At 73.1% G+C, this 22,198-nt stretch carries 22 protein-coding genes and 1 tRNA gene; 13 read left to right on the forward strand and 10 right to left on the reverse strand.

What is annotated here, in order from left to right; translation table 11 throughout:
- Window positions 1-12 precede the first annotated feature (12 nt).
- Window positions 13-1,869, reverse strand: coding sequence for a metallophosphoesterase family protein (locus tag OG767_RS03520; protein ID WP_405092125.1), 1,857 nt, complete (start codon window positions 1,867-1,869; stop codon window positions 13-15).
- Window positions 1,870-1,881: 12 nt separating this feature from the next.
- Between OG767_RS03520 and OG767_RS03525 the strand changes: the two genes are divergently transcribed.
- From OG767_RS03525 to OG767_RS03550, 6 genes are all read left to right on the forward strand, one after another.
- Window positions 1,882-1,958: transfer RNA gene (locus OG767_RS03525), tRNA-Thr, on the forward strand.
- A gap of 405 nt (window positions 1,959-2,363) precedes the next feature.
- Window positions 2,364-2,555 (forward strand): hypothetical protein, encoded by a 192-nt coding sequence (locus OG767_RS03530; RefSeq protein ID WP_405092126.1) that lies wholly within the window; start codon window positions 2,364-2,366, stop codon window positions 2,553-2,555.
- A gap of 124 nt (window positions 2,556-2,679) precedes the next feature.
- Window positions 2,680-3,198 carry a SigE family RNA polymerase sigma factor gene (locus OG767_RS03535; RefSeq protein WP_405092127.1) on the forward strand — a complete coding sequence of 173 codons (519 nt, stop codon included), beginning with the start codon at window positions 2,680-2,682 and terminating at the stop codon, window positions 3,196-3,198.
- Entirely contained in the window at window positions 3,198-3,680 is a 483-nt protein-coding gene (locus OG767_RS03540) for a hypothetical protein (RefSeq protein WP_405092128.1), read from the forward strand. Before OG767_RS03535 ends, OG767_RS03540 begins: the two co-directional genes overlap by 1 nt.
- 93 nt (window positions 3,681-3,773) lie before the next feature.
- The gene (locus tag OG767_RS03545; protein WP_405092129.1) at window positions 3,774-4,157 is read left to right on the forward strand and encodes a VOC family protein; all 384 of its coding nucleotides are present in this window, start codon (window positions 3,774-3,776) and stop codon (window positions 4,155-4,157) included.
- A 150-nt stretch (window positions 4,158-4,307) separates the two neighbouring features.
- Window positions 4,308-6,461 (forward strand): acyltransferase family protein, encoded by a 2,154-nt coding sequence (locus OG767_RS03550; RefSeq protein WP_405092130.1) that lies wholly within the window; start codon window positions 4,308-4,310, stop codon window positions 6,459-6,461.
- 4 nt (window positions 6,462-6,465) lie between these two features.
- Here the strand turns inward: OG767_RS03550 and OG767_RS03555 are convergent, their stop codons facing one another.
- Window positions 6,466-7,086 carry a pyridoxamine 5'-phosphate oxidase family protein gene (locus OG767_RS03555; RefSeq protein ID WP_405092131.1) on the reverse strand — a complete coding sequence of 207 codons (621 nt, stop codon included), beginning with the start codon at window positions 7,084-7,086 and terminating at the stop codon, window positions 6,466-6,468.
- 166 nt (window positions 7,087-7,252) lie between these two features.
- On the opposite strand from OG767_RS03555, the gene OG767_RS03560 reads away from it, so the two are divergent.
- Genes OG767_RS03560 through OG767_RS03570 form a run of 3 tightly spaced genes read left to right on the forward strand, consistent with a single transcriptional unit; the run spans window position 7,253 to window position 9,418 of the window.
- Entirely contained in the window at window positions 7,253-7,759 is a 507-nt protein-coding gene (locus OG767_RS03560) for a DUF2231 domain-containing protein (protein ID WP_405092132.1), read from the forward strand.
- On the forward strand, window positions 7,756-8,292 hold the full coding sequence (locus OG767_RS03565; protein WP_405092133.1) for an Hsp20/alpha crystallin family protein: 537 nt from the start codon (window positions 7,756-7,758) through the stop codon (window positions 8,290-8,292). Before OG767_RS03560 ends, OG767_RS03565 begins: the two co-directional genes overlap by 4 nt.
- A 7-nt stretch (window positions 8,293-8,299) precedes the next feature.
- Window positions 8,300-9,418: a glycosyltransferase family 9 protein gene (locus OG767_RS03570; RefSeq protein WP_405092134.1), complete on the forward strand. Its 1,119-nt coding sequence runs from the start codon at window positions 8,300-8,302 to the stop codon at window positions 9,416-9,418.
- On the opposite strand, the gene OG767_RS03575 is transcribed toward OG767_RS03570, so the two are convergent.
- Together OG767_RS03575 and rfaE2 are read right to left on the reverse strand one after the other, a co-directional pair.
- A complete protein-coding gene (locus OG767_RS03575) occupies window positions 9,393-10,265 on the reverse strand; it encodes a glycosyltransferase (RefSeq protein WP_405092135.1) in 873 nt (290 codons plus the stop codon). The genes OG767_RS03570 and OG767_RS03575 overlap by 26 nt on opposite strands.
- Window positions 10,262-12,148, reverse strand: coding sequence for a D-glycero-beta-D-manno-heptose 1-phosphate adenylyltransferase (gene rfaE2, locus OG767_RS03580; RefSeq protein WP_405092137.1), 1,887 nt, complete (start codon window positions 12,146-12,148; stop codon window positions 10,262-10,264). The genes OG767_RS03575 and rfaE2 overlap by 4 nt, the downstream gene beginning before the upstream one ends.
- A 162-nt stretch (window positions 12,149-12,310) precedes the next feature.
- On the opposite strand from rfaE2, the gene OG767_RS03585 reads away from it, so the two are divergent.
- Together OG767_RS03585 and OG767_RS03590 are read left to right on the forward strand one after the other, a co-directional pair.
- Complete coding sequence (locus OG767_RS03585) at window positions 12,311-12,868, forward strand: type 1 glutamine amidotransferase domain-containing protein (protein ID WP_405092138.1); 558 nt, start codon at window positions 12,311-12,313, stop codon at window positions 12,866-12,868.
- Between the two features lie 55 nt (window positions 12,869-12,923).
- Window positions 12,924-14,597, forward strand: a complete 1,674-nt coding sequence (locus OG767_RS03590) for an MDR family MFS transporter (protein WP_396772603.1) — start codon at window positions 12,924-12,926, stop codon at window positions 14,595-14,597.
- Window positions 14,598-14,627: 30 nt separating this feature from the next.
- On the opposite strand, the gene OG767_RS03595 is transcribed toward OG767_RS03590, so the two are convergent.
- Window positions 14,628-15,119: an NUDIX domain-containing protein gene (locus tag OG767_RS03595; protein WP_405092139.1), complete on the reverse strand. Its 492-nt coding sequence runs from the start codon at window positions 15,117-15,119 to the stop codon at window positions 14,628-14,630.
- 84 nt (window positions 15,120-15,203) lie between these two features.
- Between OG767_RS03595 and OG767_RS03600 the strand changes: the two genes are divergently transcribed.
- Window positions 15,204-16,853, forward strand: a complete 1,650-nt coding sequence (locus tag OG767_RS03600; RefSeq protein WP_405092140.1) for a fatty acid--CoA ligase — start codon at window positions 15,204-15,206, stop codon at window positions 16,851-16,853.
- Window positions 16,854-17,028: 175 nt separating this feature from the next.
- Here the strand turns inward: OG767_RS03600 and OG767_RS03605 are convergent, their stop codons facing one another.
- From OG767_RS03605 to OG767_RS03620, 4 genes are all read right to left on the reverse strand, one after another.
- Entirely contained in the window at window positions 17,029-18,042 is a 1,014-nt protein-coding gene (locus OG767_RS03605) for an NADPH:quinone reductase (protein ID WP_405092141.1), read from the reverse strand.
- 102 nt (window positions 18,043-18,144) lie between these two features.
- Window positions 18,145-18,801: an HAD family hydrolase gene (locus OG767_RS03610; protein WP_405092142.1), complete on the reverse strand. Its 657-nt coding sequence runs from the start codon at window positions 18,799-18,801 to the stop codon at window positions 18,145-18,147.
- A gap of 31 nt (window positions 18,802-18,832) precedes the next feature.
- Window positions 18,833-19,681 (reverse strand): SCO6745 family protein, encoded by an 849-nt coding sequence (locus OG767_RS03615; protein ID WP_405094123.1) that lies wholly within the window; start codon window positions 19,679-19,681, stop codon window positions 18,833-18,835.
- A 139-nt stretch (window positions 19,682-19,820) separates the two neighbouring features.
- Window positions 19,821-20,492, reverse strand: coding sequence for an FKBP-type peptidyl-prolyl cis-trans isomerase (locus OG767_RS03620; RefSeq protein WP_281943459.1), 672 nt, complete (start codon window positions 20,490-20,492; stop codon window positions 19,821-19,823).
- Between the two features lie 188 nt (window positions 20,493-20,680).
- Between OG767_RS03620 and OG767_RS03625 the strand changes: the two genes are divergently transcribed.
- Complete coding sequence (locus tag OG767_RS03625; protein WP_281943457.1) at window positions 20,681-21,073, forward strand: PPOX class F420-dependent oxidoreductase; 393 nt, start codon at window positions 20,681-20,683, stop codon at window positions 21,071-21,073.
- A gap of 55 nt (window positions 21,074-21,128) precedes the next feature.
- Here the strand turns inward: OG767_RS03625 and OG767_RS03630 are convergent, their stop codons facing one another.
- Entirely contained in the window at window positions 21,129-22,112 is a 984-nt protein-coding gene (locus tag OG767_RS03630) for a Ku protein (protein ID WP_405092143.1), read from the reverse strand.
- Window positions 22,113-22,198: the final 86 nt, after the last annotated feature.

Here is a 22,198-nt window from a genome sequence, read left to right on the forward strand (position 1 = left end):
CGGGGCCGGCGGTCAGCGGAGCGTGATGGGGGGTTCGGCCAGGCGGGGCGTCAGCGGGGTCTTCGGGGTCAGCCACGGGGCCGTGGCGGACTGGTCCGGGTTGAGCTGCCAGGCGTGGGACACCCGGTCCAGCGCGACGGGGTAGATCGTCACCGTGCCGTCGGGGTCGAATCGGAACCGGAGGAACGCCTTCGAGTCCTCGATGCCCTGACCGGCGAACAACTCGTTCAGGTTCACGCCGAACGCGCCCGCCACCAGCAGGTAGAGCGCCACCAGCTGACTGGCGACCAGCCCGCTGACCGGGCCGTAGAGCACCGCCGCCGCGACCGCCGGCAGCGGCCACGGCCAGTCGTAGAACGGCAGGTGCAGCCAGAGCCAGGTGCCGCCGGCCGCCAACGCCACCTGCGCCACCCCGTGCGCCACCCCGAGGATCCAGTGCCGGGCGTGCCGCTTGCCGCCCGCGCTGGGCGGCTTCGCGAAGAACGCCGCGCCCAGCAACGTCACCGCGAGCATCGCCACCAGCGGGACGCTGAACAGCCGCTGCGCGGTGGAGTCGGCGCGCTGCGCCGTCACGCCGGCCATGGCCAGCATCAGCAGCGTGTGCAGCGTGCCGAGCAGCGTGGTGAAGCCCGGGTTGCGCAACGGCAGCCGGCGGAAGATCCCCCAGCCGTACCGGCGGGAGCGGGCCTTCTCCGGGTAGCGGGCGGCCAGCTCGTACTCGCGGGTGCGGCTGGCCCGTCGGGTCAGCGTGTCCCGGGGCGGCACCTCCAGCCGCTGCGGAAGCTGGTGCGTCGGATAGAGGTACGCGCCACCGCCGCCGCAGGTGATGAGCTGCCGCTCCGGGCCGGCGTACCGGGCGTAGTGGTGCAGGTCGCCGGAGACCAGCACCCGGACCTGGGCCCCGGTGGGCGCCACGATGGTGCGGATGAAGTAGTCGACCGAGTCGTACGCGTTGGGGTGGTCGGCGGCCTTGACCCACGTCGGCGCCGGCACCGCCACGATCACCCGCGACCGCGGGGTGAGCTTGCGGGCCACCGCGTCGAAGTAGGTGAGCTGCGGATCGTCCAGGTACGAGCCGGACTGGTCGTCGAGGCCCAGCAGCCACCACCCGGCCGGCAGCTCCACCGCGAAGTAGGAGCGGGACTGGCCGGTGCCCCAGCCGGCGAAGTGGCGGTCCCGGGAACGCACGAACAGCCGCAGGAACGCGGTCAGGCCGTCGTACCAGTCGTGGTTGCCGGGGACCGCGAAGAGCGTCGGCCGCTCCGGCGGGGCGACCGGCAGCGCCGCCTGGTACGGGCCCTTGCACCGGTCCTCGTACGCCTCGTAGCCGGCCGACGGGTAGACCTGGTCACCGCCCATCACCAGCGTCTGCGCCCGGGGCAGCCGGTGCCCGTCCACGGTCAGCTCCGGCTGGGCCAGCAGGTAGGCGATCGAGTACGTGGCGTCGAAGCCGTCGCCCAGGTCGGCCACGTAGTCCAGCCAGAGCCCGCCGTCCGGCCCGACCTGCCGGAACGTGTCGTCGCCGAACGCGTTCTGCAACTCCCGCTTGTCCAGGTACGCCCCGAACAGCATGGCCAGCAGCGTCCGCAGGCCGGTGCTGATCAGCAGCAGCGGCGCGAGCCAGGGCACCGGCCGACGCGGGGTGAAACCCAGTTCCCGCGGGTCCAGGCTGTGCGGCCGACGGCTGGCCCGCTCGCCCGGGCGCACCTCAGGATCCGGCTGTCGCGGCGGTACGTGGTCGTCGCTCACCCGCCGCAGGGTAGTCCGGACCGGGCGGGAAGTCTCTCCCGTGCCGGGGCCGAGGGGCCCGGTTGTCCGGTTCCGGACGAGGGGGATCCGGTTCGGCTCCCGGCGGCGCGTGCCGTACACTTGGTGGTCGTTGCCGCCTTAGCTCAGTCGGCTAGAGCGACGCACTCGTAATGCGTAGGTCGACGGTTCGATTCCGTCAGGCGGCTCCAGATGAGCCCCTGGCCAGCAGAAGTGCTGGCCAGGGGCTCACTTGCGTATCGGGCGGACGGGTCGCCGAAGATCCGGAGAAAAAGTTCCAGGTGGCGGCAACCTGCGGGCGGTGGATCGCATGTACCCGGATGTAAGCAACGATCGCCACGATCCATAGGGGCCCGGAAATGTCTGCACGTCGTCTGCTGCTGCCCGCTGCCACCGTCCTATTCGTCCTCACCGCCTGTTCCGCCACGGCGGAACCCGGCACCGGCGCGACCGCATCCGCTCCGGCCTCGACTGCCCCGGCGAACGGCGCCCCCGGTGCCACGCCCACGGTGACCGCCAAGGCGGCCGGGGGTGTCCGGAGCGCCGACTGTCCCTCGGGGACGGACCTGCAGAAGCTCGTCGAGCTGCCGACCGGCATGACCTTCGGCAGTGTCGAGTGCGTGCAGGGCTGGGCGGGAGCCGTCCCACAGGGCCCGAAGACCGGTGACGGCGTCTACCTGTTCCACCACACGGCCGGTACGGGCTGGAAGTACTACGGCGAGGGCAGCGGATACGACTGCACGGACCTCGGCCTCACCGAGCCGGCGCCGTTCTGCGTCTCCGGCTGATCGGATCGACCGCGGTTGCCCGCTGTGGCGCACACTGACTACGGTGTGCGCCACAGTCAGCCGGCCGCACCGATGTTGTCGCGCCCTGACCACCTGTGCGGGCACCTGGGGATGCGAGCGGGGCATGGCGGACTCGATCGACGATCAGTTCCGGGAGTTCGTCCGGACCCGCTCGTCCGCGTTGCTCCGGACGGCGTTCCTGCTGACCGGCGACCGTCACCTCGCCGAGGACCTGGTGCAGGACGCGCTGGCCCGCACCCATCGGGGCCGGCGGCGGCTGAACGATCCGGGGCACTTCGAGGCCTACACCCGTACTGCCATGTACCACCAGCAGGTGAGCTGGTGGCGGCGCCGCAGGGTGGTCGAGTCCCTGCCTGGGGAACTGGCCGACGTGGTCCAGCCCGGCAGTGACCACGCCGGCCGTACCGATCTCAAACTCGCCCTGCACCAGGCGCTCGCCCAACTCACCCCGCGACAGCGCGCGGTGCTGGTGATCCGCTTCTTCGAGGACCGCAGCGAGGCCGAGGCCGCGCAGCTTCTGCAGTGTTCGGTCGGCACGATCAAGAGTCAGACCAGCAAGGCGCTGGCCCGCATGCGGGAGATCGCGCCCGAGCTGCTCTCGGCCGTGATGGAGGAGGCCTGATGACCGACAACCTCGGGCCGCTGCGTCAGGCCATGTCCGATCTGAGCGAGCACGGCGGCAGCGCCGACCTGTACGAGCGGACCCTGCGCAGGTCGCGGCAGTTGCGCCGGCAGGCGACCGTCACCACCGGTGCCGCAGCCGCAGTGTTGGTGTTCGCCGTCGGCGGTACGGTCGCCTTCGCCGTCAGCCACTGGTCCGACCCGACGACGCCTCCCGCGGCCGCCCCCGGGCAACCCGACTGTCCGTCTATCGAAACCCTGGGTGACCTGGTCGAACTGCCGCAGGGCTGGTCCTTCGCGTCCACCGATGTGCAGTGCGCGGAGACGTGGGCGGCAGTCGACGTGACGCGCCCGGCCGGCGGCGACGTCCGCTACCTGTTCCACTACACGTCCGATGCGGGTTGGCGGTACCAGGAACAGGGCGCCGAATGGGACTGTCGGGAGCTCGGTCTCACCCGGCCGGCACCGTTCTGCACCTCCTGACCGCCCGCCGATGATTCGTGACCGGCTGGCCGGTCCATCCGGTGACCGCTTTTTCCGTCCAGACCCGGAGTCGCCACCGTGCCCACCTCGCCCGTGACCGTCAGTCTGCCGATCGCCGACCGCGCGACCGCACACCGCTTCTACGCCGAGGCGCTCGGCTGGCCGACGGTCGGTGAGCCGGCGGCGGACGGCATTCCCGAGCCGCTCCAGTTCGCCGTGCACGACGGCCTGCGCCTGATGCTGGTGCCGAGCGGCGGTTTCGGCTGGGTCATCGGCGACCACGAGGTCGCCGAGCGGGGCCGCAGCGAGTGCGTGCTCGGCCTGACCGCCGCGGATCCCGCCGAGGTGCGGCGGGTCGTCGACCGGGCCCGGGCCTCGGGTGCCCGCGTCGTGACGCCGCCGGCCGAACAGCCGTGGGGGTACGCCGCCACGTTCGCCGACCCGGACGGCCACCTGTGGATGGTCACGGCGTCCTGACGCACGGTCCGGAACCGGCGCGCGGAGCTCGGGACGACGGGGAACCGGTACCTCACCGGTGCCGGCCCGACCAGCCGGTACGACATTGCCCGCATCCGTGAGAGCCGCTATCGTTCCCTGGCCAGACGCCCCCGGAGTTCGAGGATCGCGGTGACTTCCCCGGAGTTGACGAACCAGGTTGCCCGGCACGATCCCCGCACCGAGGAGAAGACGACCGGGCGCGTCCCGAGCCGGTTCCGGGGCGACGTCGCCGGGCTCCGCGCCGTGGCCGTCGCGGTGGTGCTGCTCTACCACGCCGGGCTGTCGTTCCTGCCCGGTGGTTTCGTCGGCGTCGACGTCTTCTTCGTGATCTCCGGCTTCCTGATCACCGGGCAGATCGTCGCCGAGATCGAGCGCACCGGCCGGCTCTCCCTCGTGGGGTTCTACGCGCGCCGGGCCAAGCGGATCCTGCCCGCCGCGACGGTGGTGCTCGCGGCGACCGCGGTGGCGGTCCGGCTCTTCGTGCCCCGCGGCGACTGGCAGGCCATCGGCGGCGACATCGCCGCCGCGGCGGTCTACGTGGTGAACTGGCGCTTCGCCGACCGGGCGGTCGACTACCTCGCCGCCGACAACGCGGTGGTCTCGCCGGTGCAGCACTACTGGTCGCTCGCCGTCGAGGAGCAGTTCTACCTGGTCTGGCCGCTGCTGATCGTGCTGGCGCTGATCGCCGCGCGGGCGCTGCGGCGGACCAACGTGCGGCCGGTCCTGTGGGTCGGTCTCGCGGTCCTGGCGGTGCCGTCGTTCGTCTGGTCGATCGTCGAGACGGCGAACTCGCCGGCACGCGCGTTCTTCGTCTCCACGACGCGGTTGTGGGAACTCGCCGTCGGGGCGGGCGTCGCGCTGATCGCGACGCGGGCCGCGCGGATGCCACGGGCGGTGGCGGTCGTCCTCGGGTGGCTCGGGCTGGCCGCGATCGTGGCGGCGGCGGCGCTGGTGAGCGGCAAGACGGCCTGGCCCGGGTACGCTGCCGCGCTGCCCACGCTCGGCGCCGCCGCGGTCGTCGCGGCCGGCCCGGCGGCGGGCTCGCGGGGGCCGGTGGTGCTGCTCGGCACCGGCCCGTTCCGCTGGGTCGGTGACCTGTCGTACTCGCTCTACCTGTGGCACTGGCCGATGCTCATCGTGGCCGCCGCCCGCTTCGGTGAGCTGTCGACCGTCGAGGGACTGGCGGTGGCGCTCGCCTCGGTGGTGCCCGCCTGGCTCACGTTCCGGCTGGTGGAGAACCCGCTGCGATACTCCCGCAAGATCGCCACGTCGCCGCGGCTCGCGTTGAGTCTCGGCGGCAACTTCACCATGGCCGGGATCTGCGCCGGCCTGGCGCTGGTCCTGCTCGGCGCCTGGGCGGCCGCCGCGGTCCCCACCAAGAGCCGGTACGCGCCGGGCGCGGCGCTGCTGTCCACCACGCCCGGCACCGCCCCGATCGGCCCGGTGCCGGAGCGGTTCGACGTGATCACGCCGGATCCGCTGCAGATCCGGCAGGGGTTCCTGGACGTGCCCGTCACGAAACGGGACAACTGCTTCCAGCAGGTCGAGGGCGCCGAGGTGTTGTGGTGCACGTACGGCAACCCTCAGGGCGCCACCACCGTCGCCCTGGTGGGCGACTCGAAGATGGACCAGTGGCTGCCGGCGTTCCAGGTGCTCGCCGAGCAGAACGACTGGAAGCTGGTGATCGCCGCCAAGGCCGGGTGTGCGTTCACCAGCGCCAAGGTGCTCAAGGGTGACAAGTCCGGCAAGCCCTACACCGATTGCATCGAGTGGAACCGGGCGCTGCTGAGCCGGCTGCTGCGGGAGCGCCCCGACTACGTGGTCACCTCGCAGTCGGCGCCGACCGCCCTGAACGCCACCGGCAAGGGGGTCTCGGTCGACGCGATGGTCGCGGGCGTGCGGGCCTCCTGGAAGAAGCTCGACTCGGTGGGCGCGCAGGTCGTCGTGATGGCGAACAACCCGCTGCCGCCGGGCGCGCCGGTGGCGTGCGCCGATGAGAACCGCAAGCGGCTGTCCACCTGCGCGTTCGACCGCGTGCTCCACGACCAGGACCAGGCCTACCGGATGCAGCGGCGGGCGGTGACCGGGGTGCCCGAGGTCAGGATGATCGACCTGTTCGACGCCATCTGCCCGACCGAGCGGTGCCCGGTGGTGTTCGGCAACGTGCTGATCTACCGAGGCGGTTCGCACATCGGCGCCGCCTACGTGAAGACCACCGCCCCGCACCTCGCGCGGGCCCTGTCCGACGTGGGCGTGCCGGCGGTGTACGCGCCGCAGAAGTGACCGCTCAGACGTAGAGCTTCTTGGCGTAGTCGGGGCCGTAGTGCCGTTCCAGGTCGGCCAGGCTCTCCGCCGGGGCCTCCACCTCCTTGATCAGTCGGGGCCGCGACGGTAGCGCGTCCGGCCGCCAGGTCTCCGGCTGCCACAGCTCGGAGCGGAGGAACGCCTTCGCGCAGTGGTAGAAGATCTGCTCGATCGCCACCTCGACGGCGAGCAGCGGCCGGTGGCCCTTGACCTCCAGGTCGGCGAACCACGGCGCGTCCCGGACCAGCCGGGCCCGCCCGTTGATCCGCAGCGTGTCGGTGCGCCCCGGGATCAGGAAGATCAGCCCGACGTGCGGGTTGGCCAGGATGTTGTGGTAGCCGTCGGCGCGCCGGTTGCCCGGCCGTTCCGGGATCGCGATGGTGGTGTCGTCCCGCACCAGCGTGAACCCGGGCGGGTCACCCTTGGGCGAGACGTCGCAACTGCCGTCCGCGCCGGCGGTGGCGATCAGGCAGAACGGCGAGGCGGCCAGCCACTCCCGGTCGCGTCGGTGCAGCGTACGGCGCTCCTTGGCGACCGCCCGCGGCATCGGCGCCCCGATCAGCTCGCGCAGCTCCGCCTCGTCGGTGATCTCCCGAGTCGTCACGTCTTCCTCCCCCGTCCGTTGACCTTGACGACGGTTCCGGCCCGCGACGGGTCGGAATCCGTCATCGTCAGTGTAGGGGCGCGTCGGACGCCGGGTTTGCCCCCGGAAGCGGCGGGTAGGGACCGGAACACAGCGCGTGTCCGGAACGCGACGGATGGAGGCCGCGATGGAGAGCCGACTGAAAGTGCTCGGCCATCCCGTGCACCCGATGCTGGTGATGTTCCCGGTGGCGCTCCTGGTCACCGCGGTGATCTTCGACGTGGTCGACACGGTGGGCGGGCCGGACCTCCTCGGCGAGGTCGCGTACTGGAACATCACCGTCGGCCTGATCGGTGGCCTGCTCGCCGCCGTGGCCGGCGCGTTCGACCTGCTCGCCCTGCCGACCGGCACCCGCGCCAAGCGGGTCGGGCTCCTGCACGCCGGTGCCAACATCGCGGTGATCCTGCTCTTCGCCGCCGTCTGGGCGGTCCGGCTCAACGCCGAGTCGCGGAACGCCGGCGGCGCGCTGATCGCGATCGAGGTGGTGGCCGTGGCGATCCTCGGGATCAGCGCCTGGCTGGGCGGCGAGCTCGTGGACCGGCTCGGCGTCGGCGTCGACCCGGACCACGACCTCAACGCGTCCAGCTCGCTGCGGCCCACCTCGACGACCCGCCGGATCGGAGACGTGCGATGACCGAGCCGGACGGCGGCCGGGGCTGGCGGGGCCGCCAGCAGGGCTGGGACCCGATGGGCGAGTTGCAGGCGCTGCGCGCCGAGCTGAGCCGCCTGGTCGGCGGCCGTTCCGGCACCCCCGACGTGGACGTCACCGAGGTGGCGGAGGGCTGGGAGGTGACGGTCCGGCTGCCCGGCGTGGCACCCGAGGAGGTGGCCGTCGAGCTGGACGAGCGGGAGCTGTGCGTACGGGCCCGGTCGGAGGCCGAGGTCAACGCCGACCAGGGCATCCCGGGCGGGTTCACCACCCGGGGCTTCGAGTACCGCGTCGACCTGCCGTCGCGCGTCGACCCCGAGCGGATCGACGCGGTGATGGACCACGGCCTGCTCCGGGTGCGGCTGCCCCGGGCGGCCCGGCCCGCGCCGCGCACCATCACCGTCGGCCGCACCGGCCCGCGCGACACCGTCGGCCGTACGCCGGCCCCGGTCGATCCGGCCGCAGACCGGGAACTGCACCACCCGGACACCACGCTCGACGAGACCGACCGGCCGTAGGGGCGGCGTGACCAGCCTCCCCCTCGGTCCGGTGGGCGCGCGGGTGCCGGACGTCGAGCGGATCGCCGTGCTCCGGGCCAACGCGCTCGGCGACTTCATCTTCGTGCTCCCCGCGCTGGCGGCGCTGCGGGCCGCGTACCCGTCGGCGGAGATCGTGCTGCTCGGCGCGCCGTGGCACGCGAAGCTGTGGCGCGACCGGCCCGGCCCGGTGGACCGGGTGCTGGTGGTGCCCCCCGCGCCGGGCATCCGCGACGCCGGTCCGGACGAGTCACCGACCGGCGCGGCGGACTTCCTGGCCGCGGCCCGCGCCGAACGGTTCGACCTGGCGTTGCAGGTGCACGGCGGCGGCGCCAACTCCAACCCGTTCGTCACCGCGCTCGGCGCCCGGGTCACCGCGGGGCTGCGCGCCGACGACGCGCCGCCGCTGGACCGCTGGCTGCGGTACGTCTACTACCAGCACGAGGTGATCCGCTACCTGGAGGTGGCCGCGCTGGTCGGGGCGCCGGCCACCACGATCACCCCGGCGTTGGCGGTGACCGACGCGGACCGGGCCGAGGCGGCGGCGGTGCTCGGCGCGCCCGGCCGACCCCGGGTGGCGCTGCACCCGGGCGCCACCGACACCCGGCGGCGCTGGCCGGCGGAGAGCTTCGCCGAGGTTGCCCGCGCGCTGGTCGGGGACGGGTACGAGGTGCTGGTCACCGGCACGCCCACCGAGCGGGAGACGGTCGACGCGGTGGTCGCGGCGGCCGGCGTGCCGGTGCGCCCGCAGGTCGGCACGCTGAGCCTCGGCGCGCTCGCCGCCGCGTACGCGGACTGCGCGCTGGTGGTCTCCAACGACACCGGCCCGCTGCACCTGGCCGCCGCGGTGGGCGCGCCCACGGTGGGCATCTTCTGGGTCGGCAACCTGATCAACGGCGCGTCCCCGCTGCGCGGCCGGCACCGCCCGATCGCCGCCTGGACGACCCGCTGCCCGGTCTGCGGCGTCGACTGCACGCCCGGGATCTACCCGCACCGCCCCGGGGACGGCGACTGCCCGCACCGGGTGTCGTTCGTGGCCGACGTGCCGGCCGTCGAGGTGGTGGAGGCGGCCCGCGAGCTGCTCACACCTCCGCGCCCGACTCGTTGAGCACGACCTCCCACGCCTCCACGTCCCGCTCGGTGACCGTGGTCGGCGACTCCAGGTGGTAGGCCCCGCTGGGCAGCACGCCGGCGCCGCCGTGCCGCTCCAGCACCGCGAGCTGCGCGGCCACGTCCTCGCCCTGGTGCCGTTCGGGCAGCCGATCCCAGAAGTCGAAGCCACCGGCGTCGACCAGCTTCGCCCGGTCGTAGAGCACGCAGCCGCCGATCCAGGAGACCTTGTACGCCCGCCACGCGCCCACCGGCAGGTCGAGCTTCTCGGTGACGTGCAGCAGGTTCGCCGCCGGATGAATCGACGCCCGGTGCCACTCCGGCGTGCCCGGCCGGATCCGCTCCGGTTCCGGCCGGCCCGGCCACTCCTCGTAGTGTCGGTGCGTGTCCGGGCGGACGTCCTCGGTGTAGGAGAGCCCGTGCACCGCGTTGCCGACGAACCCGCAGCCCAGCTCGTGCAGCGCGGTGACCAGCCGGGACAGCGTGCCCGGCTCCAGCCAGACGTCGTCGTCGAGGCAGAGCACGGCGTCGGCCGCCGAGCGGGACAGCAGGTAGGAGCGGTGCTCGGCCAGCCCGCGCCGGGGCAGCCGCCGGGTCAGCAGCACCGGGTGTCCCCGGTGGCGCAACGCCCGGACCATGGTGGCCGCCGCCGGGTGCGCGTACGCGGGGTCGCCGTCGGACTGGTCGCTGACCACCACCCCGAACCCGGGCACGCCCTCCTGGGCGGCCAGCCCGGACAGCGTGACCGCCAGCTCGGCCGGCCGGTTGCGGGTGGGGATCAGCACGTCGAGCCGTCGGGGATGCCGGAACTGCTCCGGGGTGCCCGGGTCGAGCGGTCGGGTCACGCCGGCCTGCTCTCGCCGACCGACTGGGCTCGGATGCGGTCGATGATGGCCGAGGTGGAGCGGTCCGGCACGTAGCCGAGCGTGCGGACCTGGCCGCCGAGCCGGCGGACCAGCGGCGCCTCCGGCACCATCTCCGGCGGGTAGTCGCCGCCCTTGACGTAGACGTCCGGGCGGACCGCCTCGATCAGCCGGGCCGGTGAGTCCTCCTCGAAGACCACCACGTGGTCCACGCAGGCCAGCGCCGCCAGCAGCGCGATGCGGTCCTCGACCGGGTTGACCGGCCGGTCCGGGCCCTTGAGCCGGCGTACGCTTCCGTCCGAGTTGACCGCCACGATCAGCAGGTCACCGAGCGCGCGGGCCTGGGTCAGGTAGCGGACGTGCCCCGGGTGCAGCACGTCGAAGCAGCCGTTGGTGAACACCACCGACCGCCCCGACCGCCGGTGCTCGTCGACGAGCGCGGCCAACTCGTCGGCGCCGACCAGGGCCGGGTGCCCGGCCTCCTCGCCGCCGGTGCCCAGCGCGGTGAGCAGGTCCTCCCGGCGGCACACGCAGGTGCCGGTGTCGGCGACCGTGATGGTGGCGGCGAGCTGGGCGAGCTGCGCGGCGGTCGGCAGGCCCGCCTCGGCGGCCAGCGCCAGCGTCATGGCCGCCAGGTACGCGTCCCCGGCGCCGACCGCGTGGCTGGCCGGGACCGGCGTGCTGTGGCTGCGCCGGGGCGAGCCGTCGGCGCCGCCGACCACCGCGCCGTCGGTGTCCAGGGTCACCGCGACCACGTCCGCGCCGGTGTGCGCGCGCAGCTCGGACAGGCGCGACTCGGCCAGCTCGGCCCGGTCCACGCCCTCGCCGACGGCCGCGTTCACGGTCACCCCGGTGCCGGTGACGCTGAGCCCGTTGCCGGTCAGCGCCACCCGTTCCTCGCCCGGAGTCGGCTCGCCGGTCGGCCCGGACGAGCCCTCGGTGGACCCGTGCACCGGCGCGCCGGAGGCGGGGTGCGGACTGCCCGGCGTACGGTCGCCGGACCTGGCGTGCGAGGCCCGTTCACCGGCCTCGCCGGGGGTCGCGGCCACCGCCCGTTCACCGGCTCCGCCGGGTGCGGCGCCGACCACCAGCTCGGACGGGCCGTCGGCCGTCGCCGGATGATCCAGGTGCAGGTCACCGGTGCGGACGACGCCGCGTTCGGCGTGGGCGAACCCGGCGGCGGCGCGGGCCAGCAGCCGGGTCGCCTCGGCGAAGCTCGGCGTCACCACCGTCGGGTTGAGCCCGCGCCAGTCGGCCAGGTCGTGCGCGTCGAGCGCCACCGTGCCGTAGCGGTCGCGGTTGGCGACCAGCCAGGCGCGTACCGCCGACGGCAGCGCACCCAGGCCGTAGTCGCAGACCACAAGCGTGAGCGGCTGCCCGGCGGCCACCGCGCGCAGCTCCTCGGAGGCGCAGTGCAGCGCGGTCAGCAGGCGGGCCACCCCGTCGTCGTCGAGCGTGTCCTCCGGGCCGCCGGAGTCCTCCCGGAGCAGGATCTGGTTGCCGGCGAGCATCCGGCGCTTGACCGGGGTGGGGCGGCCGGGCTGGCTGACCGTCCGGTCCCAGACCGTCGCCCGGTCCAGGCAGTCGTGCAGCTCGTCGCCGGCGACGTCGGCGCCGACCGGGGCGACGAGCGCGGCCCGGCCGCCGAGCGCGGCGACGTTGACCGCGGTGTTCGCGGCGCCGCCGGCGGCGGAGATCCGGCGGCGCAGCGTGAGGACCGGCGCGGGCGCCTCCCGGCAGAGCCGCTCCGACTCGGCGAACCGCCACTCGTCCAGCATGGCGTCGCCGACGACCAGCACGGGACGCCCCTGCCAGCTCGCCACCACGGTGGCCAGCCGGCGCTCTTCCGCTGCTGCTCCTGCCATGCCTCCCCGGGTCCCCCGGCCGTGGCCGGCCAAACCAGCCCGGCCGTGGCCGGCCAAACCAGCCCGGCCGCGGCCGGGCTGCGACGCGGGCCACCCGGTGCGTCCGGTTTCCGGGCATCGGCCGGGGGAATCGTCCAGACACACCCGGAGAGGAGAAGCAGCATGGCAGCGACACTTCAGGGCAAGCGGATCGCGTTCCTGGCCGCCGACGGCGTCGAGGAGGTCGAGTACACCAAGCCGCGCGAGGCGGTGGAGAACGCCGGCGCCCGGGTGGAGCTGGTCTCCATCGAGTCCGGCTCGATCCAGGCGTTCAACCACCTGGACCACGGCAAGCAGTACCAGGTCGACGTCACCACCAAGGAGGCGGACGCCGGCGCGTACGACGGGTTGGTGCTGCCCGGCGGCGTGGCGAACCCGGACTTCCTGCGGGCCGACCCGGACGCGGTCCGGTTCGTGAAGGCGTTCTTCGACGCCGGCAAGCCGGTCGGGGTGATCTGCCACGGCCCGTGGACGCTGGTCGAGGCGGACGTGGTGCGCGGTCGCCGGATCACCTCCTGGCCGAGCCTGCGCACCGACCTGACGAACGCCGGCGCCACCTGGGTCGACGAGGAGGTCGTCACCGACAACGGGCTGGTCAGCAGCCGTAAGCCGGACGACCTGCCGGCGTTCTGCGCCAAGATCGTCGAGGAGTTCGCCGAGGGCCGGCACACCGCCGGCTAGAAAACTCATCCGCCCACCGGGGGCATGATCCGCCCCCGGTGGGATAGGAAGCGGGATGACCGCCCAGGCCGCTGCACCCGCGTTGCCCGCCCGCCAGATCCGGCTGCTGATGTTCGGTCTGATGACCGGCATGCTGCTGGCCGCGCTCGACCAGACCATCGTCGGCACCGCGCTGCCCACCATCGTCGGGGAGCTGGGCGGCATCGACCACTACTCGTGGGTGGTCACCGCGTACCTGCTGGCGTCGACCGCCTCGACGCCGCTCTACGGCAAGATGGCCGATCTGTACGGCCGCCGGCCGGTCTTCCTGTTCTCCATCGGCGCGTTCCTGGTCGGCTCGCTGCTGGCCGGGCTGTCCCGGGACATGACCCAGTTGATCGTCACCCGGGGCGTGCAGGGGCTCGGCGCGGGCGGCCTGATGACGCTGGCGTTCGTCATCATCTCGGACGTGGTGCCGCCCCGGGAGCGGGGCCGCTACCAGGGTCTGTTCGGTGCCGTGTTCGGCGTGTCGTCGGTGGCCGGCCCGCTGGTCGGCGGCTACTTCGCGGAGACCAACTGGCGGTGGATCTTCTACCTCAACGTGCCGCTGGCGATTCTCGCCATCGTGGTCTGCTGGCACGTGATGCGGCTGGTGCCGTTCCAGCGCCGCGAGCACACCGTCGACTGGCTCGGCGCGGCGCTGCTGGTCGCCGGCGTGAGCTGCCTGCTGCTGGCGCTGAGCTGGGGTGGCACCTCGTACGCCTGGGGCTCCGCCGTGATCGTCGGGCTGTTCGTGGCCGGCGCGGTGCTGGGCGTGGCGTTCCTGCTCCAGGAGGCCCGGACCCGGGAGCCGATCCTGCCGCTGCGGCTGTTCCGCAGCCGCACGTTCGCGCTGGCCAACACCGCCGGCTTCGTGCTCGGCCTGGTGATGTTCGGGTCGATCATCTTCATTCCGCTCTACCTCCAGATCGTCAAGGGCGCCTCGCCGACCCGTAGCGGCCTGCTGATGCTGCCGATGATGGCCGGCATCATCGTCACGTCGATCCTGACCGGCCGGGCGATGAGCCGGATCGGCAGGTACAAGTGGTTCCCGGTGACTGGTGCCGCCGTGCTGGTGGTCGGCATGTTGCTGTTCCGCCAGCTCCAGGTGGGCACGTCGTTGTGGGCCGCGTTCGGCTACATGGTGGTGATCGGCGTCGGGCTGGGCCTGTGCATGCAGTCGCTGATCCTGGCCGTGCAGAACGCGGTGGACGTCCGGGACCTGGGCGCGGGCACCTCCTCGGCCACGTTCTTCCGCTCGCTGGGCGGCTCGTTCGGGGTGGCCATCCTGGGCGCGGTGCTGTCCACGCGGCTCACCGGCGCGCTGGCCGACCGGCTGCCGGGCGCGCTCGCCCAACTCCCGCCGCAGCAGCGGGCGGCGGTGGCGGCGGGCGGCGCGGAGAACATCTCGATCAACGACCCGGCCACCATCCTGGCGCTGCCCGGACCGGTACGCGCCGCGATCCAGTCCTCGTTCGTCGACGCGCTGCACCTGGTCTTCCTGACCACCGGGCTGATCGCGGTGCTGGCGGTGCTGGTCACCCTGGCCATGCCGAACCACCAGCTCCGCGGCGCCGGCCCGCAGGGCGCCACCGGCGGCGCGGACCCGCTGGGCGGGAAGGCCGCCGCGCCGGGTGGCAAGTCGCTGCCGAAGGAGTCGAAGGACGAGGCCGCCGCCGAGATGGAGGCGAAGTCGCAGACGATGCTCTGAGCGGGCCCGTCCCGGGCGAGGCTGCCCGGCCTATTTCAGGATCAGGCGGTTGGTCTGCTCGAAGACATCCAGGTCGGCCAGCGTCTCGGCGACGCTCGACGAGAGCGGGGTGGGGAACTCCGCCCGGTGGAAGAAGCCGGCGTCGGTGGTCTCGTCGGTGAACCGGGACAGCTCGCCGTCCCACTCGTCGACCCGGAACGCGGCGGTGAAGACCTGGTAGGTGTGCCCGTACATGTTGGTGTGGGTGCGGTCCGGCCCGGTGTAGAGCGCGAACGCGCTGACCCGCAGCGCGCGTAGGCCGGTCTCCTCGCGGACCTCGCGGACCGCGCAGTCGGCGATCGACTCGCCCAACTCCATCGCGCCGGCCGGCAGTGCCCACTGGCCGTTGTCGGAGCGCTGGATCAACAGCACCCGGGCGGCGTTGTCGCGCACCACGGCGCGGGCGCCGACGAACATCAGCGTGCGGTCACCGGCCAGCGCGCGGAGCTGCCCGACGTACGAGTCGGCCCAGGAGATGCTCACCCGGACAATCTACGCAGCATTGCCGGCCGGCTCGGCCGTTCCGGGGGTTCCGCTGGTGTGAACGGCGACACTACGTTGTTACCCATGCGTAGCACGATGATGGACGCCCCGCTCCAGGTAGCCCGCATCCTCGAACACGGCGCCACCGTGCACGGCACGGCCGAGGTGGTCACCTGGACCGGCGCCGAACCCCGCCGGATGACGTACGCGGAGGTGGGGCGTGCCGCCGCCCGGCTGGCCCACGCGCTGCGCGACGAGTGCGGGGTGACCGGTGACGAACGGGTCGCCACCTTCATGTGGAACAACAACGAGCACCTGGTGGCCTACTTCGCGGTGCCGAGCATGGGCGCGGTGCTGCACACGCTCAACCTGCGGCTCTTCCCGGACCAGGTCGCCTACATCGCCAACCACGCGCAGGACCGGGTGGTGCTCGTCGACAGCACGCTCATCCCGCTGCTGGCCCGCGTGCTCGGCGAGCTGACCACGGTGCGGCACGTGGTGGTGGTCGGCGGCGGTGACCCGGCCCCGCTGGTGGCCGCCGCCGGCGACCGGATCACCGTGCACCACTGGGACGCGCTGCTGGCCGACCGGCCGGACACGTTCGACTGGCCGGAGGTGGACGAGCGGGACGCGGCGGCGCTCTGCTACACGTCCGGGACCACCGGCCACCCCAAGGGCGTGGCCTACTCGCACCGTTCGATCTACCTGCACTCGCTCCAGGTCTGCATGCCGGAGGGCTTCGGTCTCGGGCCGGGCGACCGCGAGCTGGCCATCGTGCCGATGTTCCACGCCATGTCGTGGGGCCTGCCGTACGCGGCGTTCCTCTCCGGCGCCTCGCTGATCATGCCGGACCGCTTCCTCCAGGCCGAACCGATCGCCGCGATGATCGCCGCCGAGCGGCCCACACTGGCCGGCGCGGTGCCGACCATCTGGACCGACCTGCTGGCCTACCTGGACACCCACGACGTGGACACCTCCTCGCTGACCGAGGTGATCGTCGGCGGCTCGGCGTGCCCGCCGGCGCTGATGCACGCGTTCCGCGACCGGCACGGCATCGAGGTCATCCACGCCTGGGGGATGACCGAGATGTCGCCGCTGGGTTCGGTGTCCCGCGCCCCGGCCGGCGCGACCGGCGACGACGCCTGGCGCTACCGCTACACCCAGGGTCGCGTCCCGGCCGGGGTGGCGGCGCGGATCGTCGGGCCGCTCGGTGAGCCGCTGCCCGCGGACGGGACATCCGTGGGTGAGCTGGAGGTGCGGGGGCCGTGGGTGACCGCCCGGTACGTCGGCGACGACGAGCCGGACGCCGAGAAGTTCCGGGACGGCTGGCTGCGGACCGGGGACGTCGGCACGCTCTCGCCTGACGGGTTCATCACGCTCACCGACCGGGCCAAGGACGTGATCAAGTCCGGCGGGGAGTGGATCTCCTCGGTCGAGCTGGAGAACGCGCTGATGGCGCATCCGGCGGTGCTGGAGGCGTGCGTGGTGGGTGTGCCTGACGAGCGCTGGGACGAGCGCCCGCTGGCCACCGTGGTGGTCCGCGAGGGCGCCTCGGTCACCGCGGAGGAGCTGCGGGACTTCCTGGCCGGCTCGGTGGCCCGCTGGCAGTTGCCGGAGCGCTGGGCGTTCATCGACGCGGTGCCGAAGACCAGCGTCGGCAAGTTCGACAAGAAGGTGGTGCGCTCGCGGTACGCCGACGGCGGGCTTGAGGTGCGGGAACTGTCCACGCCGTAACGCTTTGCGGCGTACCGTCGCCTACACAGGTAGGAACACGTTTCCCACGGACATTCCTCCCAGAGGGCGGCCCCGGCGTTCGCACCGCGCCGGGGCCGCCCGTCCGTTACGGGGTGACCCGCACCGCCATTGTTGCGAAACTTGTTCGCCTCTGTCCCGATGTCGGGGAAATCCCCTACTCCTCGGCGGTGCTGACCAGCACCTTGCCCACCGCGCCGTCCCGCACCGCCTGCTGCGCCGACGCGGTCTCCGGCAGCGGGTACCGGTGCAGCGGCAGCCCGGCCTCCGCGCCGACCCGGATCGCGCCCTGCGCCACCGCCGCCGCGATGTCGGTCACCGCCTGCGCCTTGGCCACCTTCGGCGCGGTGTAGACCAGCACGAACTGCCAGCGCGCGTTCGGCCCCATCAACGGCCGGATCGGCAACGTCACCTCGTCGCCGCCGTCGTCGGCGTAGACGCAGACCGCGCCGCCGGTACGCAGCATCCGCACGTCGGCGGCGGCGTTGCGGGCGGCGGAGACCTCGACGATCGTGTGCACCCCGTCGGGCGCGACCTTGCGGACCTCCTCCACCACGTCCTGCTCCCGATAGTTGATCACGAAGTCGGCCCCGGCCGCGGCGGCGAGCTGCGCCTTCTCCGGGGTGCTCACCGTGGTGATCACGCAGGCGTCGGCCCAGCGGGCGAGCTGGATCGCCGCGTTGCCCACCGCGCCCGCCCCGCCCTGCACCAGCACCACGTGGTCGCTCAACGCACCGGCGTGCAGCGTGTCCGGCATGAACTCGCCGACGGTCAGGCAGCGGTGCGCGGTCATGAACGGGATGCCCAGCGCCGCACCCAGATCGAACGAGGCCGAACCGAGCGGCACCGCGTGCCGGACCGGGACCACCGTGTACTCCGCCGCGGTGCCCCACGGGCGCTGCCAGGCCGCCTCCCACAGCCAGACCCGCTCGCCGATCAGGATCCGGTCCACGCCCTCGCCGACCGCCTCCACCACCCCGGCGCCGTCCTGGTGCGGGATCTGCCAGCCGGCCGGCAGCGGCCACGCCTCGCGCGCCTTCCAGTCCGTCGGGTTCACCCCCGAGACGGCCATCCGCACCAGCACCTCACCCGGGCCGGGCTCCGGCACCGGCCGCTCCGCCACCTGGAGCACGGAGGCGTCCCCGCTGCGCTCGTACACGATCGCCCTCATCGCCGTCCCTCCGCCGTCGTCGCCGATGCGCTACCCGAACTCGGGGCGAACATGTAAGGCGGGGCCCCCTGTTAACGCCTCCGGTAGAGGAACGTGCCCCGCTCAACGCCCCAACCCGGCGAGCAGCTCCGGGGTGAGCGCGCCGATCGAGGGAAGCCGCACGGCGGCGAGCGCCTCGGCGTCCGGATCCAGCGGGTACGACAGGTGCGGCACCGCCACCACCCGGCACCCGGCTGCCGCCGCCGACCGCACGCCGTTGGACGAGTCCTCCACCGCCACGCACCGGGCCGGGTCGACGCCCAACCGGGCCGCCACCGCCAGCCAGACGTCCGGCGCCGGCTTGCCCCGGGCGGTCTCCTCCGTCGACAGCGTCGCGCCGAACGCGTCGACCAGTCCCGTCGCCTCCAGCGCCGCCGCGATCAGCCGGGTCGGTGAGGAACTGGCCAACCCCAGCGGCCACCGCGCGGCCGCCCGGCGCACCACCGCGTCGGCGTCGTCGATCAGCGGTACGCGCTGCGCGTACCGCCGGGTCATCTCCGCCACCACCTCGTCGGCGACCTGCTCGGCCGACCGGTCGACGCCCAGCTCACCGCTCAGGTAGGCGGCCCACTCGCCGGTGCTCATGCCCATCAGCCGGCGCTGGGTGTCCGGCTGCCAGACGCCTCCGTGCTCGGCCACGTACGCCCGGCGGACCTCCTCCCAGACCGGCTCCGAGTCCACGATCACGCCGTCCAGGTCGAAGAGCACCGCGTCCACCATGCCGCCATCCTGCCCCAGCCGGCGGCCCGGCTCACCCCGGCCGCGTCGCTCCGACCGAACGCTGCGCCGGCAACCCGATCGGGGCCTGTGCCGGGATGATCGTGCGGCAGCGCGTCGCGACCGGTTCGAGCAGCTCCCGCAGCCGTTCCGTACGCTCCGCGCCCAGCGCCCGCCACGGGCCCGCCGCAGCCCGGTCGGTGGCCTCCTCGACGGCCCGGAACGTGGCGGTGGCCTGCGGGGTCGGCCCCCGGTCGGCGGTCAGCCAGCCCTTCTCGACCAGCCGCTCCTCGGCGGCGGACCACTCCCCGTCGGTCCAGCCCCGGGCCGGCTGGTGGAACTCGCGCGACTGGTCGACCCGGCACCGCCAGGCCACCACCTCGACCGGCTCCAGCCCGGTGCCGACCAGCGCGGCCACGTGCCCGTCGCCCCGGTGCTCGCGCAGCGTGGCGGCGGCCTGCCAGAGCCGGGCCAGCGGGTACTCCCCGCGCGGCAGGGCGGCGTTGACCGCGCCGAGCACCCGCCCGGCGGTGTCCACCCGGTCCGCCGCGGCCTCCAGCAGCTCGGCGGCCTCGACCAAATGCGACTCGGGCAGCTCGTAGGTGAACTCGGCGAGCGCCTGCACCGCGCCGGTGAGCCGGGCGCGCAGCGCCTCCTCCGGGGTGGCCAGCCGCCACACCGACGGCAACGCGCGGGCCACCATCGGCGGCGCGAAGCTGAAGAACGCGGCCGTCACCGTCGGGGCGTCGACCGGCCCGAGCGGCGCGGCCCGGCCGGCGAAGTAGCCGCGCCAGTAGCCGCGCAGCCCGACCGCCTCGAACGCGGAGCGGGCGCGCGGGTGGAAGTAGGTCACCGCGTGGACCGGCTCGAACAGCGTCCACATCTGCCGGGCCAGCCCGGGGTCGTCAAGCGCCGCCACGTGCACCTCCGCGTCGGTGGTCAGGTCACCGCGGACGGACGGACCGCCCGCGGTGACCACGAACCTACTGCCGTTGGGTGACCGGACGGAAGCCTGGAGTGATCTACTGCGCAGCCAGTACGTCGACGACGAAGCGCAGCGGCCCGGCCGGACGACCGCCCTCGGCCTTGTCGCCGTACGCCAGGTCGGCCGGGAGGTCGAGCTGCACGCGGCTGCCCACCGGCACGCCGACCAGGCCCTGGTCCCAGCCCTTGATGACCTGGCCCACGCCGATCTGGAAGGTGGCCGGCTGGCCGTTGTCCCAGGACGCGTCGAACTGCTTCCCGTCCTTGTAGAAGACGCCCACGTAGTTCGTGGTGATCGTCTGCCCGGCCTTCACCGCCGGCCCCTTGCCCTTGACCAGCGTGGTGACGGTCAGCTTCTTCAGCTCACCGGAGCCGGCCTTGACCGCCGGCTTGGTCTTCAGCGCCGGGTCGACGTTGGCGGGCAGCTCCGGCGCGGGCGGCGCGGTGGGCTCCGCCTGGTCGGCGGGGGCGCTGGGGCTGGCCGAGGAGGCGGTGGTGGCCGGCTTGTCGTCGTCCCCGCTGTTCAGCCAGACGAGACCACCGACCAGGGCCACCACGGCGAGCACACCGGCGGCCGCGCCCAGCATCGACTGCCGGCGCCGGCGCGCCTCGGCGGCCTTCTTCTCGGCCAACTGGGCGGCCAGCCGCCGCCCGGCCTTGGTGGCCGGGGCGGCCTGGTCCTCCGACCGGTTCTCCACACGCTCGCTCACGTCGACTCCCTGCAGGTGGGGGGTGGGTACGCCCCCGGCGGGCCGCCGCCGAGGCCAGCGCACACGGTACCCGCCCGCACCCCCACAGCGACGAAAGGCGGGGGCCCTTCTTAACGCATTCGGTATAGGCGGGGCCCCTTCTTCACACCCCGGGCTGGATCGGACACCGAGCGGGTACGTTCTCGGACATGGCGATCCTCACCGAAGAAGACCTGGCCCTGCTCGGCGAGCCGCAGCTCGCGCACGTGGCCACCATCGAGTCCGACGGCACCCCGCACGTCACCCCGGTCTGGGTGGACACCGACGGGGAGCACATCGTGTTCAACACCGCCAAGGGCCGGCAGAAGTACCTCAACATGTCCCGCAACCCGGTCGTCGCGGTGTCGGTGGTCGACAAGGCGGACGACTACCGCACGCTCTGGGTGAAGGGCACTGTCGAGTTCGTCACCGAGGGCGCCGACGAGCACATCGACCGGATGGCGAAGAAGTATCTCGGCCAGGACACCTACCCGTGGCGGCGCGCGGGCGAGGAGCGCGTCATCGTCCGCATCACCCCGACGGAGAAGCTCGGCCGCGGGTGATAAGCGGGGGCCCCGCCTATACCGAATACGTTAAGCGGGGCCCCTTCCTTACCCCTCAGGCGGGCTTCTTCTTGGCGGCGGTCTTCTTCGCCGGGGCGGCCTTCTTCGCTGCCGTCTTCTTCTCTGCCGTCTTCTTCGCCGGGGTGGCCTTCTTCGCCGGTTCGGCCTTCTTGGCCGGGGTCTTCTTCGCGGCGGTCTTCTTCGCCGAGCGGGCCGACGAGATCGGGGTCGGCTCGGCCCCGCCGCCGGACGGCGCCTCGCCCCGGGCCGCCCGGGCCCGCTCGACGGACGCCTTCAACGCGGCCATCAGATCCACCGCGGCGGCCGGCGCGGCCTCTTCCTCCTCCGGCTGCACCACCTCGCGGCCCTCCACCTTCGCGTCGATGACCTCCTGCAACGCGGCCCGGTAGTCGTCGGTGAAGGCGTCCGGCTCGAACTCGCCGGCCATCGAGTCGATCAACGAGCTGGCCATCGCCAGCTCCGGCGGGCGGACCTTCAGGTCCTCGTCCAGGAAGCCGAAGTCGGGCTGACGGATCTCGTCCGGCCAGAGCATCGTGTTGAGCAGCAGCACGCCCTCGCGGACCCGCAGCGTCGCCAACTGCTCCCGCTGGCGCAGCGCCACCTTGACGATCGCCACCCGCTCCGAGTCGGTCAGCGCGTCCCGCAGCAGCACGTACGGCTTGGTGGCGGTGCCCTCCGGCTCCAGGAAGTAGGCCTTGTTGTAGAGGATCGGGTCGACCTGCTCGGCCGGCACGAACTCCAGCACGTCGATCGCGTGCGAGGTGCTCAACGGCAGGTCGGCGAAGTCCTCGTCGGTCAGGATGACCATCTCGCCGCCGCCGAGGTCGTAGCCCTTCGCGATGTCGTCGTAGGTGACCTCCTCGCCGCAGACCGAGCAGGTGCGCTTGTAACGGATACGGCCGCCGTCCTCGCGGTGCACCTGATGGAACCGGATGTCCTTCTCCTCGGTTGCCGAGTAGACCTTCACCCCGATCGACACCAGGCCGAACGACACCGCTCCTTTCCAGATGGCCCGCATTCCCGCGCTCCTCTCCCCGGTTGTAGACCAGAATCCCAAACGATCGAACGGCACGCACGCCCTTCCGTGCCCTACTACAGTCAGGA

Origin of the sequence: Micromonospora sp. NBC_01392 (assembly GCF_045040125.1) — a bacterium.
GTDB lineage: Bacteria > Actinomycetota > Actinomycetes > Mycobacteriales > Micromonosporaceae > Micromonospora.

What these genes read in the sequence shown, in the direction of transcription:
- OG767_RS03610 (WP_405092142.1), bottom strand. Translation starts at nt 18,801, where the DNA reads ATGGTGGACGCGGTGCTCTTCGACCTGGACGGCGTGATCGTGGACTCG.
- OG767_RS03625 (WP_281943457.1), top strand. Translation starts at nt 20,681, where the DNA reads ATGGCGATCCTCACCGAAGAAGACCTGGCCCTGCTCGGCGAGCCGCAG.
- OG767_RS03540 (WP_405092128.1), top strand. Translation starts at nt 3,198, where the DNA reads ATGACCGACAACCTCGGGCCGCTGCGTCAGGCCATGTCCGATCTGAGC.
- OG767_RS03535 (WP_405092127.1), top strand. Translation starts at nt 2,680, where the DNA reads ATGGCGGACTCGATCGACGATCAGTTCCGGGAGTTCGTCCGGACCCGC.
- OG767_RS03585 (WP_405092138.1), top strand. Translation starts at nt 12,311, where the DNA reads ATGGCAGCGACACTTCAGGGCAAGCGGATCGCGTTCCTGGCCGCCGAC.
- rfaE2 (WP_405092137.1), bottom strand. Translation starts at nt 12,148, where the DNA reads ATGGCAGGAGCAGCAGCGGAAGAGCGCCGGCTGGCCACCGTGGTGGCG.
- OG767_RS03630 (WP_405092143.1), bottom strand. Translation starts at nt 22,112, where the DNA reads ATGCGGGCCATCTGGAAAGGAGCGGTGTCGTTCGGCCTGGTGTCGATC.
- OG767_RS03530 (WP_405092126.1), top strand. Translation starts at nt 2,364, where the DNA reads ATGACCTTCGGCAGTGTCGAGTGCGTGCAGGGCTGGGCGGGAGCCGTC.
- OG767_RS03565 (WP_405092133.1), top strand. Translation starts at nt 7,756, where the DNA reads ATGACCGAGCCGGACGGCGGCCGGGGCTGGCGGGGCCGCCAGCAGGGC.
- OG767_RS03600 (WP_405092140.1), top strand. Translation starts at nt 15,204, where the DNA reads ATGCGTAGCACGATGATGGACGCCCCGCTCCAGGTAGCCCGCATCCTC.
- OG767_RS03560 (WP_405092132.1), top strand. Translation starts at nt 7,253, where the DNA reads ATGGAGAGCCGACTGAAAGTGCTCGGCCATCCCGTGCACCCGATGCTG.
- OG767_RS03605 (WP_405092141.1), bottom strand. Translation starts at nt 18,042, where the DNA reads ATGAGGGCGATCGTGTACGAGCGCAGCGGGGACGCCTCCGTGCTCCAG.
- OG767_RS03615 (WP_405094123.1), bottom strand. Translation starts at nt 19,681, where the DNA reads ATGTGGACGCTGTTCGAGCCGGTCCACGCGGTGACCTACTTCCACCCG.
- OG767_RS03590 (WP_396772603.1), top strand. Translation starts at nt 12,924, where the DNA reads ATGACCGCCCAGGCCGCTGCACCCGCGTTGCCCGCCCGCCAGATCCGG.